Origin of the sequence: Sphingorhabdus sp., assembly GCF_044338195.1 — a bacterium.
Taxonomy (GTDB): Bacteria; Pseudomonadota; Alphaproteobacteria; order Sphingomonadales; family Sphingomonadaceae; genus Sphingorhabdus_B.
Window position 1 is genome coordinate 28,855 of sequence record NZ_JBIIMC010000018.1, and the last position, 13,862, is coordinate 42,716.

A 13,862-nucleotide genomic window follows, 5' to 3' on the forward strand; every position below is an offset into this window, starting at 1 on the left:
CGCGGATTAAAGCTCAATCATGCTCCCGATCACCCGCACCCATGTACAACTCGCGGCCGGTTTCGTCATAGACCTTGCTCATTTGCGCCATGCCGGCCTCTGCCTCTTCGGTCGCGATGAACGCTTCCGCAGGCTGGTTCTGCAACCGCGCAAATTCGCGCACTTCTTGGCTGATTTTCATTGAGCAGAATTTTGGTCCGCACATCGAACAGAAATGCGCTGACTTTGCGCCTTCGGCGGGCAGCGTTTGGTCGTGATATTGCTCCGCCGTGTCGGGATCGAGGCTGAGGTTGAATTGGTCGCGCCAGCGGAATTCGAAGCGCGCCTTGCTGAGCGCATCGTCGCGGACTTGTGCGGCGGGGTGGCCCTTTGCAAGGTCAGCGGCATGCGCCGCCAGCTTGTAGGTGACAACGCCGACCTTCACATCGTCACGGTCTGGCAGGCCCAAATGCTCCTTTGGCGTGACGTAGCAGAGCATCGCGGTGCCGTACCAACCGATCATCGCCGCGCCAATGCCGCTGGTGATATGGTCATAGCCCGGCGCGATGTCGGTGGTGAGCGGTCCAAGCGTGTAGAATGGCGCTTCGCCGCACACCTCCAACTGCTTGGTCATATTCTCTTTGATCTTGTGCATCGGCACATGGCCGGGGCCTTCGATCATCACCTGCACGTCCGATTTCCACGCGCGGTGGGTCAGCTCGCCCAGCGTATAGAGCTCGGCAAATTGCGCTTCGTCATTGGCGTCGGCAATCGATCCGGGGCGCAGGCCATCGCCAAGGCTATAGGCGATGTCATAGGCCTTCATAATCTCGGTAATGTCGTCGAAATGTTCGTAGAGGAAGCTTTCCTTGTGATGCGCGAGGCACCATTTCGCCATGATGGAACCGCCGCGTGACACGATGCCGGTCATGCGCTTTGCCGCGAGTGGAACGTACGGCAAGCGCACGCCCGCGTGGATGGTGAAGTAATCGACGCCCTGTTCGGCTTGTTCGATGAGTGTATCGCGGAAGATGTCCCATGTCAGGTCTTCGGCAACGCCGCCGACCTTTTCCAGCGCCTGATAAATCGGCACGGTGCCGATGGGGACGGGCGAGTTGCGGATGATCCATTCGCGGGTATCGTGGATGTTGCGGCCGGTCGACAGGTCCATGACGGTGTCCGCGCCCCAGCGGATGGACCAGACCATCTTGTCGACTTCGGTCGCGACATCAGACGCAACCGCGCTGTTGCCGATATTGGCGTTGATCTTGACCAGGAAATTGCGGCCAATCGCCATCGGTTCGGATTCGGGGTGGTTGATGTTGTTGGGAATGATCGCGCGGCCGCGGGCGATTTCTTCGCGGACAAATTCGGGCGTCACATAATCGGGGATTTCCGCGCCAAAGCTTTCGCCGTCACGGATATATTCGGCAAGGCGCGCGCGGCCGAGATTCTCACGCTCGGCGACATATTCCATTTCCGGCGTGATGATGCCGCGGCGGGCATAATGCATCTGGCTGACGTTCATGCCCGGCTTTGCGCGCAGCACATGTTTGCGGACATTGGGGAATGGCGCAACGCCGCCGCTGCGGTCGGGGCCAAGCTGTCCATTGTCTTCAGGGCGGACTTCGCGTTGCAGCACCTCTTCCACATCGCCGCGCTCACGGATCCAGCTGCTGCGGATTTCGGGCAGGCCCATGCTGATGTCGATGCGCGCGTTGCTGTCGGTATATGGTCCGCTGGAGTCATAGACGCGCACGGGCGGATCGCCCGACGATGGCTCAAGATAGATTTCGCGCATGGCCACTTTGCGATCGCCGACGTAGATTTTCTTCGATCCACGGATCGGGCCAGTGGTGACGCCAATTTCGGTGCGTGCGGGGATGTCTGCCATGTCTCTCACTCCATTTGGGGGAGGAGACGCCATGAAAAGCGGACCCTCCCTACACCGGTATCAGCCGGATCAGGTTCAGCGGGTCGGATGGCGTTACCCATCCCTCTCAGTCACACGACTCCCCGGGGATGAAGATGCAATAGGCGCGTGAAGCGTATCAGTCCAGCAGGATGAACATCGCGACGGCAATGATGTTAGGCAGCAGCAATCCCATCCGACTGCAGCGCCCTCCAGAATATGGGCGAACTTGCAAGGTGCAGGAATTTTTCCGCCAGCCCCGGTTCAAGCGTTTTGCCGCTGGCTTGCATGACGGCGGCAATTGCGGCCTGTGGCCCATCTTTCGCCGCGACGTCGTCGGCCAATGTTGCGACCGCAAGGATGTGGATCGCCAGCTGATCGGTTTCATTGCGCGGTGCGGCGGGTTCAAGGCCGCTTTGCAATATCCGCATCCACATACGGTGGTGCAGGGCATCAAGCCGGGCGGCTTCAACGTCGATCAGCTGCGCCAGCTTTGATCCGATCCAGCTCAAGCGCGCCTCACGCGTAAGGGCACGTGGCGCGTCGGCGGACTTTGCCGACGCGGGGTGAGAGGAATTGGATGTAAACTGGTCGTGCGACGAAATCATATTGGGCGCCCTATTTGCGGAGAATCGGGACTATGACCCACACATGATTTCCAACTCGTTAAGGCGGGTCAGAAAGTTCCGCCGCCGCGCACGACCGCGCCGTTACAACATATATTTCATCTTCACCCGCTGGCTGACGGCGGCGGCATCAACCGCAAACGCCGCAGCCTTAAACTTGGGCGGGCCCGCAACAATCGCGGGGTTGCGGGAAAAGCCGAAGCCTTCTTTGGGCAGGAAAATGGCCATATCCATTTTGTTGTTGGCATTTTCATCATGGACCAACGCGACCGCATATGTGCCCTTTGTTACGCCCGTAAACGATACATTGGCGGCATCGCGCGCCGATATACTGGTTTTGAAGCTTTTGGGATCCTTGCCGCAATCGGGGAAAAAGCGCGGATTGGCGGTAACGCAGACAAGGACATTGCCCTTTGTGCTGCGCAAGCCGTAAATGTTGATTTCGAGCGTGGAGGTTGCAGACGTAGCCTCAGCCGCGCTGCTTAAGGTTGCGATCCCAATGGCCGAGACCAAGGTCAGTGCCACACATTTTATCCCAAAACCTGAAATATAGCCCATAATTCCCCCGATATGCGTCGTGATGCTTTTGATGATGTGTCGCTGTTATCAGCCACTGCCCTAATTTGCCGTTGACGATGGATTTTGGGAAACATTCCCACCCCATATGGTTGGTCACGCCCATGATTGTCATCACCGATAGCACGACGCCCAAAGACGCAACATGAATGGGAATGACGAAGACCAAAAACGGAATGACGAACGCCCCCGACAATGCCTCCCACGGATGGAAAGACATGGCAGCCCATGCCGTCGGCGGGCGGCTTTCATGATGGACCGCGTGCGCGGCCTTGAACCAAAACGGGCGATGCATCAGCCGGTGTGTCCAATAAAACCATGTGTCGTGCGCAAGCAGATATAGAAATACCGACAGCGGCAGATACCAAAAAGGGTAAGCGCCGGCATCGCGGTAAATCAACGTCCAGCCGAGATTATCCCATCCCCACGCGACGACACCCGCAGGAATGCCGTAAATCGCGGCGCTGGCGAGGCTCCAACCGATTTCGCGGCGGATTTGTTGGTCAAGGCCAAGATAAAGGCCCGGCTCGCGCAATTTCGTCGCCCATGCAAAAGCACCGCTCACCACCAGATAGCGCACGCCGACAATCGCCGTCATCGCCAGCGTTGATAATAATAAGATCAGCCATGAGCCCATCTGGCGGCCTTAGCCCTTATGCTATCGGTTTAGCAAATTGCGTGTTTCGAAATCATCGGGACCGGAAATGCTGATCAGGTCGCCATCGTGCATGACCTTGATTGGTCCGTTATACCGGCTGGCGGCATCCCCAATCAGCGCGAATTCCAAAGGCTTGGGCACCGACGGGACGATATGGGTAAAGGCCAACATGCCAGCGCCAGACGCTTTTGCGACATCAGCGGCTTGTTCGGGGCTGATATGGTAATTCTGGATATCATCGAAGATTTTGGCCCGATTTATCATGCCAGCCTTTTGCGCACTGGTGGCGAGGATATCGACCATGCGCGGCGACAGCAGTTCGCTGACATATACATCCGAACCCTTGGCGGCTTTGGCGAGCGCCGGGGTAAACGCGGTGTCACCCGATATGGTAACGCTGCGGCCCTTATAATCGACGCGATAGCCAAAGGCGGGTTTGATCGGATCATGGTCCACAGAAAAGGCGGTAATGCGCACGTCGTTGGCATCATAAACCACGCCGGGCTGGATCGCCTTGCCCGTCATGCCAAAACCCGATTGCGGCACGACGGCTGCGCCATGGTGGGCAATGCGGTAGGTTGAATCAATCCGGTACGCCGCATTCAGCCCATCGGTGATTTCCGTGACGCCTTCGGGGCCAGACACAGGCAGCGGCGTTTTCGCGCTTGTTCCTGCCCAACGTTGCAATGTGAAGGGGCCAAGGCCTTCAAAATGGTCGCTGTGCAAATGCGTGAGCCACACGCCTTCAATCTTATCGAGCGGCATGCCCATGAGAGACAGGGTTTTGCCGGAGCCTTCACCCATGTCGAACACGAACAACCGGCCACCGGCGATCACAACGGTGCACGCGGCCGCGCGGTCACGGTTGGGTAAGGGCGAGCCCGTGCCGCAAAACCCGACATGCAGGGCATTTTCGGGCAATTCCGCCATGACGTTGCGCGACATTGCGCCGTCCGCGGCCCGCGCAATCAGCGCCATCGCCAGTGCGTCACGTTTTACATATGCTGCACCGCCCGCAACGACCAGTCCGCCAAGGACGGCCAAAAGCCATTTTTTCCGCATGATACATCTCCCCCGTTTGACGACGTACGTACGCGTTTTTGATAGCGTTAGCATATAGGAAAATTATGACGACGTCGGTGCGCCGCCGTATCACCACACATAAAGCTGTGCATTACCTTGGCAGAAGCCTTCCCCTTGTAAAATGGCTGCGCTAGGGCCGCATGGTGACACGCGAAAATATCAAATGCGATTTGGCCATTGTCGGCGGCGGGCTTGCCGGCGGGCTCATCGCGCTTGCCCTGGCAAAAATGCGGCCCGAATTGAAAATCGTCCTGATTGAACAAGGCGACAGCTTTGGCGGCAACCATATTTGGAGCTTTTTTGCGAGCGACATATTGCCTGAACATCGATGGCTGACTGCGCCATTGGTGACTTATGGCTGGTCGGGTTATGACGTCAAATTTCCCGGGCACAGCCGCACGCTCGACAATATTTATTACACGATTGAATCCGAACGGCTTGACTGGGTGCTGCGCAAAAACCTGCCTGCATCATCATTGATGCTTGGCCGTGAAGTAAAGGCAGTATCCCCTCGGCTTGTGGTTCTCGATGGCGCGCAGCGTATTAACGCCGGCGGCGTGATCGACGCGCGGGGCGCGGGTGACCTGAACCATCTCGATTGCGGTTGGCAGAAATTTACCGGCCAGCTGATGCAATTGTCAGAGCCGCACAATCTTACAAAACCCATCGTCATGGACGCGACCGTCGACCAGCATGATGGCTATCGCTTCGTCTATGTCCTGCCCTTTGGGATGGACAAGCTGTTTGTCGAAGACACGTATTACAGCGACAAGCCCGATTTGGACCCGCGTGTCCTGCGTCAACGGATTGCGGCTTATGCCGATGAACAAGGCTGGAAAGTCGAGCGCGTCTTGCGGGAAGAAAATGGCGTCTTGCCCGTCGTAATGGGCGGCGATCTGGAAAGCTATTGGGCCAGTGGCAGTGGCCGCACGGCAAAGGCCGGCGCGCGCGGTGCATTTTTTCAGTCGGTGACCAGCTATTCCCTGCCCGATGCTGTGCGCAATGCGATCTTCATTGCAGAGCAGCCCGATCTTGACGGCGACAAGCTCAATCTTGTTCTGCGCCAGCGTGCGCAGGACCATTGGGACAAGGGCAGATTTTTCCGGATACTCAACCGGATGCTGTTCCGCGGTGCCGAAGGCCGCGACCGATATAAAATATTAGAACGTTTCTACAGGCTAAAACCCGGATTGATTGAACGCTTTTATGCTGGGAATAGCACCAATAGTGACAAGGCGCGCATCCTGATTGGCAAGCCGCCCATTCCCATAGGGAAAGCCATCACCGCGATCCGGAGCAAGAAGAAATGAGCAGGACTCTAGCACTTTTCGTCATCCCGAACTTGTTTCGGGATAACAAAATGGGGTCGCCTGTTATCCTGAAACACGTTCAGGATGACGCACTTTTGGGACACAATATATGACGAAGACAGCAGCGATTATTGGTGCCGGATTTGGCGGACTTGCGCTTGCAATGCGGCTTCAATCTGCAGGCATCTCCACGACGATTATCGAAGCGCGCGATAAGCCCGGTGGCCGCGGCTATTATTGGGAAAAAGACGGCTTTACCTTCGACGGTGGCCCAACGGTCATCACCGACCCGCCATGTCTCGAAGAATTATGGTCGCTGTCCGGCCATAAAATGTCGGACGACGTTGAATTGATGCCCGTTTTCCCGTTCTACCGGTTGAACTGGCCCGATGGCACGAATTTCGATTATTCGAACGACGCACCCGGGCTGAAAGCGGAAATCGAAAAGCTGAACCCCGACGATGTCGAGGGGTATCGCAAATTCCTCGAATATTCGAAGGGTGTGTTCAAAGAGGGCTATCAAAAGCTCGGTTCCGTCGCATTCCTTGACTTCGCATCAATGATAAAGGCCGCGCCAGCGCTGATGAAGTATCAGGCATGGCGCTCGGTTTATTCGATCGTTTCGTCGTATGTGAAAGATGAAAAGCTGCGCGAAGCTTTGTCATTCCACACATTGCTCGTCGGCGGAAACCCGATGAGCACCAGCGCGATCTACGCGCTCATCCACACCATCGAAAAAGAGGGCGGTGTCTGGTTTGCCAAGGGCGGTACCAACCGGCTTGTCGCCGCAATGGTGACGCATTTTGAGCGGCTCGGCGGGACGATCCGTTTGGGCGATCCGGTGGAAGAAATCGAAACACGCGGTGACAAGGTCATTGGCGTGCGCACGAAATCGGGCTGGCGTATGGACTGCGACATGGCGGCGTCCAATGGCGACCTGATGCACACGTACAAGGATTTGTTGACCAGCAACAAACGCGGCGAACGCGCAACCAAATCGCTGCGGCGCAAAAGCTGGTCGCCGTCACTTTTCGTGCTTCACCTTGGCATCAAGGGCACATGGCCAGGCATTCCGCACCATATGATCCTGTTTGGCCCGCGCTACAAAGGCCTGCTGGACGACATTTATAAAAACGGTGTCCTTCCGCAGGATTTCTCGCTGTATCTGCACCATCCAACCGTCACTGACCCAAGCCTAGCGCCCGAAGGATGCTCGACATTTTATGTCCTCGCGCCTGTCGCGCATATGGGCAAAGCGCCGCTCGATTGGGATGGCGATGTTGGTGAAGCGTTGAAGGAACGGATTTTGGATGAGCTTGAGCGCCGTCTGATCCCTGATATCCGCAGCCGGATCATGACCCAGTTCCATTACACACCGGCCGATTTTGGCCGCGACCTTTCGGCGCATTTGGGCAGCGCGTTCAGCCTTGAACCCGTTTTGTGGCAGTCGGCCTATATGCGTGCGCACAACCGCGATGATGCGATACACAATCTGTATTTCGTTGGCGCAGGCACGCACCCCGGCGCTGGCATCCCCGGCGTTGTCGGCAGTGCAAAGGCAACGGCCGCATTAATGCTGGAGGACGCACATAAGTGAAACGGCTCGCGGTCTATTGCGGTTCGGCTACGCCCGATAACCCCATTTATATCGATGCGGCGCGCAGCGTCGGTAAGATGCTGGCGGAACGCGGCATTGGCGTCGTCTATGGCGGCGGCCGATTGGGCCTGATGGGCGCCGTTGCCGACAGCGCGCTTGCGGCTGGCGGCGAAGTGATTGGCATCATCCCCGAAGCACTGGTCGGCGCTGAAGTCGCGCACAAGGGCTGCACCGAACTGCACGTCGTTTCGGGTATGCACGAACGCAAGGCGCGCTTTACCGACCTGTCCGATGGTTTCATCACCATTCCCGGCGGTGTCGGGACGATGGACGAATTGTGGGAAGCGATCAGCTGGTCGCAGCTTGGCTATCATCAAAAACCCGTCGGCGTTTTGAACATTGCGGGTTTTTATGATCAGCTTATCGCGTTCAACCAGAATATGATCGATGTCGGCTTTATCCGGCCGCAACATGCGGGCATCATGATCGTCGATGACACGCTGGACGGCTTGCTGGACAAAATGGCTGTCTATGTGCCGCACAAGACTATCTTCCAGATGAAAGCTGACGATTTGTGAACCAAGCCGCCATCAGCCCTTGCACAGATTTTTGCCGTGGCTGATTTTGATCGCCCTGCCCTTGTTCAATTTGCGCAGGACAGCATATCGCGGGGATCAAAGTCCTTCCGTTTCGCCAGCCGGTTGTTTGACCGGACCACGCGGGAGCGGGTTTGGCTGCTCTATGCATGGTGCCGCAAATGCGATGATATGGCCGATGGTCAGGACCATGGCGGCGCGATGGCAGCGGTCACCGATCCGCAGGAAAGCCTTGCCGCCATTCGCACGCTGACCGCAAAAGCGCTGGCGGGCATGCCCACGGGTGAGCCTGCGTTTGACTGCCTCGGCGTTGTCGCGCGGGAGTGCGGCATAACGGCGCGCATGGCGGAGGATGTCATTGAGGGCTTCGCACTGGATGCCGCAGACTGGCACCCCCGCCGCGAAAGCGACCTGTACCAATATTGCTACCATGTTGCGGGCGCCGTGGGCGTGATGATGGCCGTGGTGATGGGCGTTCCGGCGGATGATGACGCTACGCTCGACCGCGCCTGCGACCTTGGCCTCGCCTTTCAACTCGCCAATATCGCGCGGGATATTGCCGAAGATGACGCCGCCGGACGCTGCTATTTGCCCGACGACTGGCTAGCGACGCTCGATATCGGGCCGGGCGAGCATATGAAGCCGCATAACCGCAAGAAACTGGCGCTGATGGGCCGTTGGCTCGCGGATGAGGCGGAGCAATATGAAGCGTCGGCACGCGTCGGGGCAGCGCGTCTGCCGCTGCGTGCACGCTGGGCGGTGCTATCCGCCGCAGGTATTTATGGCGAGATCGCCCACAAAGTCCGCGCCGCCGATAGCCACGCATGGGACCAACGTATTTTCACCAGCCGCCCCGAAAAGTTTCGCTGGGTGCGCAAGGCGTTTGTCGATGCTGTTGCGAACAACCCGCGTGATATGGACCGTGCGGCATTGTGGACGCGGGCGCGGGTTTAGCAGCGCGGGCTTTGTGGCGCTCAATTAGCCGAACGCACCTACCCCCAATTCGTCATCCTGAACTTGTTTCAGGATAACGGGCGACGTTGCATGTTATGCTGAAACAAGTTCAGCATGACGACCTTTTGGGGGCGGACCCCAAACCAACTTCAAACGGACGGATTTAACAACCGCGCCGCACGCCCCGACAAGCGCTCGACCACGGCGTCATGTATCCCCGGCGCGCAGCAGATCAGGCCGAAATCCAATGGCTTGCGCTTATTATATAATATCGGTCCGCCAAGCGCATCGGTCACGACGGCGCCTGCTTCCTGCGCGACGAGGTGCGCAGCGGCGATGTCCCATTCATGGCCCCAGCGCAGCGTCGCGACCAAGTCAGCGCGGTCACAGGCAACCATCGTCATCCGCATCGCGATGCTGTTGGGCTTGGTCACCGTGACAAGGTCCGCATCGAGCCGTGGCAATTCATCGGCGGGCACGCGTGATCCATTAAAATCCAATCGTGTGCTGCCCGACAGTGGCGCATTGTTGCACGTCACGCCTTCACCGCGCGCCGCAACCCAGATTTTGTCTTCGGCTGGCGCAGCCATCACCGCAAATATCGGAATACCATCGGCCACCAAGGCAACCGACACGCACCATCCGCTGCGTCCACGCACATAATCGCGCGTGCCATCAATGGGATCGACCAGCCACAACAGCCGCGCATCTAGCCGCTTTGGGTCATCGAGCGTCTCTTCGGACAGCCATGCCGCCTCCGGCAAAATCGCCTGCAAACGCGTCGTCAGCAACGCGTCGACGGCCATGTCGATGTCGCTCACGAAATTGTCGCGGCTCTTTTCCCATACCTTCGCATCGGGCACTGCGCCATCGCGCCAGCTGGCGAACGCCAACGCCGCAGCTTCCTGCGTGGCTGCGATTACGGCGTCTCTATCCAGTTGGCGTTCAGGCACCTGCGATCATCATGCCGTCGATCCGCAAGGTGGGCACGTTGATGCTGCGGATCCATTCCAGATCGTTCGCGGCGGTCATTGCTGCAAACATATCCTTCAAATTGCCGGCAATGGTAAATTCGCTCACGGGTCCGGCAATTTCGCCGTTGATGATCAGGAAACCGGCGGCACCGCGGCTGTAATCGCCCGTCACCGGATTAACGCCCTGTCCGGCCAGTTCGTGCACATAGACGCCATGTTTGATGTCGGCGATCAGTTCGGCAACGCTGACACTGCCGCCTTCCAAATGTACGTTGGATGGGCTGACGCCCGGCGCGCCGCTGACGCCGCGACTCGCATGGCCGGTGGGTTCTAATCCCAATTGCCGCGCCGATGCGCTTTCCATCAACCAGCCGGTCAAAACGCCATTTTCGATAATCGCACGGCGCGCGGTGGGCAGGCCTTCGCCATCAAAGGCGCGCGACCCAAGCCCGCGCTGCACATGCGGATTGTCGATGATGGATATGCCGCTGTCGAACAATTGCGCGCCGAGCGATTCCAGCAGGAAGCTTGTTTTGCGGGCAATGGCCGACCCGCTGATCCCGCCCAGCAAATGCCCGACAAAGGAACTGCCCACGCGCGGGTCAAAGACCACGGGCATCTGTCCGCTTTTGATGGTGCCGGGGTTCAACCGTTTCACTGCGCGTTCACCGGCGCGTGTGCCAACGCTGGCGGGGCTGGCGAGATCGGCAAGATGCCGGGCCGAACGCCAGTCATAATCGCGTTCCTTGGCGTCGCCATCACCCGATAGCACGCTGGCCGATATGCCATAGCCTGATCCCGCCTTTACGCCTGCAAAGCCATGGCTGGTGGCGAGCGCAAAGATCGAACGCGAGGCGCTTGCGCCCGCGCCTTCGCTGTTGGTCACACCGGGAACGGCGCGTGCGGCGTCTTCGCATTCAAGCGCCGCTGCGCGAAGCTGTGCCGGATCGGGGTCTTGGCCATCATCGCCGTCGAAGTCCGGAATTGCTCCGGTGAGCAGCCGGTCGTGCGGTGCGAGGCCCGCATATTGGTCTTCGGGTGCTTCCTTCGCCATATCGATCGCGCGCGCCACCAGACCGGCCAAAATATCGGGGTTCATATTGGACGATGAAATTGTTGCCGATCGCTGGCCGACAAAAACCCGCAAGCCAATATCTTCGCCTTCGGATCGGGCGACATCCTCTAACTGGCCCAGCCGCACCTGAACGTCCGTTGATGCGTCACACACATAAACGGCATCAGCGGCATCGGCACCGGCTTTAATGGCTTGGGAAACGAGATTATGCGCGCGATCAAGCGCTTCTTGAGGTTTAAGCATGATTCCCGCTTAGGCGCGGGCCGTTACAGCGTCAATCAAGCGGCGGTCAAAATACCGTAAACAATACCGCTAAAAATGCCGGAATGGCCACGGCAGCAGCCCAAAGCTTCAGCCGGTCCGCGACATAATGCGTCTTCAGACCGTCGCCATTGTATGCAGCGGCATCCAGTGCCTGCCAGCGGCGCTCCATATTGCGGCATGGCGGAATGACCACAGCCACAAAGAGGACCAAGACAAAATAAGGAAAAATCGACGTGCCACGCGATTCAATGGTGGGCGTCACCAAGAATATCAGTGCCAATGTGTAGACCACCAGCGCAAAGGCGACATGGTCGGACATACGTTTTGAATAGCTTTTATAGCTGCGCAATTGCGCCTGTTTGGCTTTTGCCATTTTTCTGCTCTCCTCTTCCCATCACAAGACTGTCATCTTTGGGAATAGGTTTCAAGCATATTTAATATGGGTCAGGGCAGCCCCAAAATCTTGTGGTTTTGCAGGGATAAGCGCCATTTTGGGCGGTCCATGACGAAGCGCGTGGCTTCCTCTACGCTGGCGGCATTTAGCTCGGCATGGCCTTTATCCATGGGCTGGATGAGGAAATGGGCAAATTGCCATCCCTCCATGCGGTCCAAATCACTCGCCAATTGCGGCCAGACGAGTTTCAGTTCATCGCCTTGATGTTGGATCACGTCGGACCCCGCCTTGGGGCTGATGCAGACCCAATCGATGCCGGGGTGAACCGCGATAGTGCCGTTGCTTTCAATGGCGATCTGAAACCCGTGCGCATGCAATGCGTCGACAATCGCATCATCGACCTGCAACATGGGTTCGCCGCCCGTGATCACGACATAGCGCGATTGCGTGCCATCGCCCCACAAAGCCGCGACCTTTGCAGAAAGGTCAGCCGCGTCATAACGGCCGCCATTTTCGCCGTTCATGCCGACAAAATCCGTATCGCAAAATTGGCAGATGGCCGAACTGCGGTCTTCTTCGCGACCCGTCCACAAATTGCATCCGGCAAAGCGCAGGAACACCGCACGGCGGCCCGCATGAACGCCCTCGCCCTGAAGCGTCAGGAAAATCTCTTTAACCGCGTAGCTCATGCGTAGATGGTGGGATCGGGCAATCCCGCATCGGCAAAGCCCTTGGCGCGCAAGCGGCAGCTGTCACAGCGGCCACAGGCTTTGTTATCGGGCGTCGGATCGTAGCAGGACCAGCTCATGCCCGCATCAAGGCCAAGCCGCGCCGCTTGCGTGGCGATATCGGCCTTGCTCATGTGCAGCAACGGCGTGTGGACGCTGAAATGATCGCCCTCAACGCCCGCCTTGGTGGCCAAATTGGCCATGCCTTCAAAGGCGCGGATGAATTCCGGGCGGCAATCGGGATAGCCCGAATAATCGAGCGCATTCACGCCAATCCACAAATCCCGTGCGCCGCGTGCTTCGGCAAGACCAAGGCATAAGGACAGGAATATCGTGTTGCGCGCAGGCACATAGGTCACCGGGATGGCGTTTTCTTCAACGCCCTCTTTGGGAACAGCAATGTCCGCGGTTAGCGCGGAGCCGCCAAAGCGCGTCAGATCAAGCGGCAGGACGATATGTTCAATCGCCCCCAAATGCGCGGCGATGGTCGCTGCACTGTCGAGTTCAATCCTGTGCCGCTGATTATAGTCAATGGTCAGCGCGATCAGGTCATAGCCCGCCTCGCGCGCCAAGCCGGCAACAACCATTGAATCGAGGCCACCGGACAACAGAACGATGGCAGATTTGGATTTTGCGGTCATGGCGAGAGGTCTCTGTATTCAGAGAGAAGAAAAGTGGTGCACCCGGAGCGATTCGAACGCCCGGCCCTCAGATTCGTAGTCTGATGCTCTATCCAGCTGAGCTACGGGTGCACTGGAAGGCGGCTATTAGGGTGGTGCCTTCCGTTGTGCAATAGCTAATTGAACCTCAAAGCTGCTTGCAGGTCGATTTTCTGCGGATGGCATCAATCGTTGGAAAGTCTGCCGCGTCCGTCATCAGAATGCGAATGAGAGCTAATCCTTTATCATAACGCAACGCCACGGGTTCATAGCCCTTTGGGACAGCCATACCCTTTCGAATCAAGGCAAGGCGCGCCGATTTACCGCCGGTATCACGATCACTGCGGACGGCCGCGACATCGGTGCGGGCGTCGAATATACTGATCGACCAATAATGGTCAGGCACGGGTTCAATGTCGAGCAACACGGGGCCATTGGCCAAATCAAAAACGCATGTTGAATAGGATAAATCCGGAC

At 57.9% G+C, this 13,862-nt stretch carries 15 protein-coding genes, 1 tRNA gene and 1 riboswitch; of the genes, 4 read left to right on the top strand and 12 right to left on the bottom strand.

Going from position 1 to position 13,862, the window contains the following annotated elements:
- Positions 1-13: 13 nt before the first annotated feature.
- The 5 genes from thiC to ACIQZK_RS06820 all read right to left on the bottom strand — a co-directional run bounded on the left by thiC (position 14) and on the right by ACIQZK_RS06820 (position 4,813).
- Positions 14-1,873: a phosphomethylpyrimidine synthase ThiC gene (gene thiC / locus ACIQZK_RS06800; RefSeq protein WP_397575460.1), complete on the bottom strand. Its 1,860-nt coding sequence runs from the start codon at positions 1,871-1,873 to the stop codon at positions 14-16.
- Between the two features lie 29 nt (positions 1,874-1,902).
- A riboswitch (TPP riboswitch) is annotated at positions 1,903-2,008 on the bottom strand.
- Between the two features lie 59 nt (positions 2,009-2,067).
- Entirely contained in the window at positions 2,068-2,499 is a 432-nt protein-coding gene (locus ACIQZK_RS06805; protein WP_397575461.1) for a hypothetical protein, read from the bottom strand.
- A gap of 102 nt (positions 2,500-2,601) precedes the next feature.
- Positions 2,602-3,042, bottom strand: coding sequence for a DUF2141 domain-containing protein (locus ACIQZK_RS06810; protein WP_397575462.1), 441 nt, complete (start codon positions 3,040-3,042; stop codon positions 2,602-2,604).
- Complete coding sequence (locus ACIQZK_RS06815; RefSeq protein WP_397575463.1) at positions 2,987-3,730, bottom strand: sterol desaturase family protein; 744 nt, start codon at positions 3,728-3,730, stop codon at positions 2,987-2,989. The genes ACIQZK_RS06810 and ACIQZK_RS06815 overlap by 56 nt, the downstream gene beginning before the upstream one ends.
- Positions 3,731-3,751: 21 nt before the next feature.
- Positions 3,752-4,813: an MBL fold metallo-hydrolase gene (locus ACIQZK_RS06820; protein WP_397575464.1), complete on the bottom strand. Its 1,062-nt coding sequence runs from the start codon at positions 4,811-4,813 to the stop codon at positions 3,752-3,754.
- Positions 4,814-4,974: 161 nt separating this feature from the next.
- Here ACIQZK_RS06820 and crtY point away from each other — a divergent pair, with 161 nt between their 5' ends.
- The 4 genes from crtY (at position 4,975) to ACIQZK_RS06840 (ending at position 9,291) form a co-directional block, all read left to right on the top strand.
- Positions 4,975-6,144, top strand: a complete 1,170-nt coding sequence (gene crtY, locus ACIQZK_RS06825) for a lycopene beta-cyclase CrtY (RefSeq protein ID WP_397575465.1) — start codon at positions 4,975-4,977, stop codon at positions 6,142-6,144.
- Between the two features lie 109 nt (positions 6,145-6,253).
- A complete protein-coding gene (locus ACIQZK_RS06830) occupies positions 6,254-7,741 on the top strand; it encodes a phytoene desaturase (protein WP_306064255.1) in 1,488 nt (495 codons plus the stop codon).
- On the top strand, positions 7,738-8,319 hold the full coding sequence (locus tag ACIQZK_RS06835) for a TIGR00730 family Rossman fold protein (RefSeq protein WP_397575466.1): 582 nt from the start codon (positions 7,738-7,740) through the stop codon (positions 8,317-8,319). The genes ACIQZK_RS06830 and ACIQZK_RS06835 overlap by 4 nt, the downstream gene beginning before the upstream one ends.
- A 36-nt stretch (positions 8,320-8,355) precedes the next feature.
- Positions 8,356-9,291, top strand: coding sequence for a phytoene/squalene synthase family protein (locus tag ACIQZK_RS06840; protein ID WP_397575467.1), 936 nt, complete (start codon positions 8,356-8,358; stop codon positions 9,289-9,291).
- Between the two features lie 149 nt (positions 9,292-9,440).
- Here ACIQZK_RS06840 and ACIQZK_RS06845 read toward each other — a convergent pair whose 3' ends face one another.
- From ACIQZK_RS06845 to ACIQZK_RS06875, 7 genes are all read right to left on the bottom strand, one after another.
- Positions 9,441-10,244: an inositol monophosphatase family protein gene (locus ACIQZK_RS06845; protein WP_397575468.1), complete on the bottom strand. Its 804-nt coding sequence runs from the start codon at positions 10,242-10,244 to the stop codon at positions 9,441-9,443.
- Positions 10,237-11,583, bottom strand: coding sequence for a TldD/PmbA family protein (locus tag ACIQZK_RS06850; protein WP_397575469.1), 1,347 nt, complete (start codon positions 11,581-11,583; stop codon positions 10,237-10,239). The genes ACIQZK_RS06845 and ACIQZK_RS06850 overlap by 8 nt, the downstream gene beginning before the upstream one ends.
- A gap of 46 nt (positions 11,584-11,629) precedes the next feature.
- Positions 11,630-11,977, bottom strand: a complete 348-nt coding sequence (locus ACIQZK_RS06855; RefSeq protein WP_397575470.1) for a hypothetical protein — start codon at positions 11,975-11,977, stop codon at positions 11,630-11,632.
- Between the two features lie 71 nt (positions 11,978-12,048).
- The gene (gene queE / locus ACIQZK_RS06860; protein WP_397575471.1) at positions 12,049-12,687 is read right to left on the bottom strand and encodes a 7-carboxy-7-deazaguanine synthase; all 639 of its coding nucleotides are present in this window, start codon (positions 12,685-12,687) and stop codon (positions 12,049-12,051) included.
- A complete protein-coding gene (gene queC / locus ACIQZK_RS06865; protein WP_395635726.1) occupies positions 12,684-13,367 on the bottom strand; it encodes a 7-cyano-7-deazaguanine synthase QueC in 684 nt (227 codons plus the stop codon). Before queC ends, queE begins: the two co-directional genes overlap by 4 nt.
- A gap of 34 nt (positions 13,368-13,401) precedes the next feature.
- Positions 13,402-13,478, bottom strand: a tRNA-Arg gene (locus ACIQZK_RS06870).
- Between the two features lie 55 nt (positions 13,479-13,533).
- Positions 13,534-13,862, bottom strand: a 329-nt coding sequence (locus ACIQZK_RS06875; protein WP_397575472.1) for a DUF1254 domain-containing protein, incomplete at its 5' end; no start/stop codon positions are given.

What these genes read in the sequence shown, in the direction of transcription:
- thiC (WP_397575460.1), bottom strand. Translation starts at nt 1,873, where the DNA reads ATGGCAGACATCCCCGCACGCACCGAAATTGGCGTCACCACTGGCCCG.
- ACIQZK_RS06805 (WP_397575461.1), bottom strand. Translation starts at nt 2,499, where the DNA reads ATGATTTCGTCGCACGACCAGTTTACATCCAATTCCTCTCACCCCGCG.
- ACIQZK_RS06815 (WP_397575463.1), bottom strand. Translation starts at nt 3,730, where the DNA reads ATGGGCTCATGGCTGATCTTATTATTATCAACGCTGGCGATGACGGCG.
- ACIQZK_RS06820 (WP_397575464.1), bottom strand. Translation starts at nt 4,813, where the DNA reads ATGCGGAAAAAATGGCTTTTGGCCGTCCTTGGCGGACTGGTCGTTGCG.
- crtY (WP_397575465.1), top strand. Translation starts at nt 4,975, where the DNA reads ATGGTGACACGCGAAAATATCAAATGCGATTTGGCCATTGTCGGCGGC.
- ACIQZK_RS06830 (WP_306064255.1), top strand. Translation starts at nt 6,254, where the DNA reads ATGACGAAGACAGCAGCGATTATTGGTGCCGGATTTGGCGGACTTGCG.
- ACIQZK_RS06850 (WP_397575469.1), bottom strand. Translation starts at nt 11,583, where the DNA reads ATGCTTAAACCTCAAGAAGCGCTTGATCGCGCGCATAATCTCGTTTCC.
- ACIQZK_RS06855 (WP_397575470.1), bottom strand. Translation starts at nt 11,977, where the DNA reads ATGGCAAAAGCCAAACAGGCGCAATTGCGCAGCTATAAAAGCTATTCA.
- queE (WP_397575471.1), bottom strand. Translation starts at nt 12,687, where the DNA reads ATGAGCTACGCGGTTAAAGAGATTTTCCTGACGCTTCAGGGCGAGGGC.
- queC (WP_395635726.1), bottom strand. Translation starts at nt 13,367, where the DNA reads ATGACCGCAAAATCCAAATCTGCCATCGTTCTGTTGTCCGGTGGCCTC.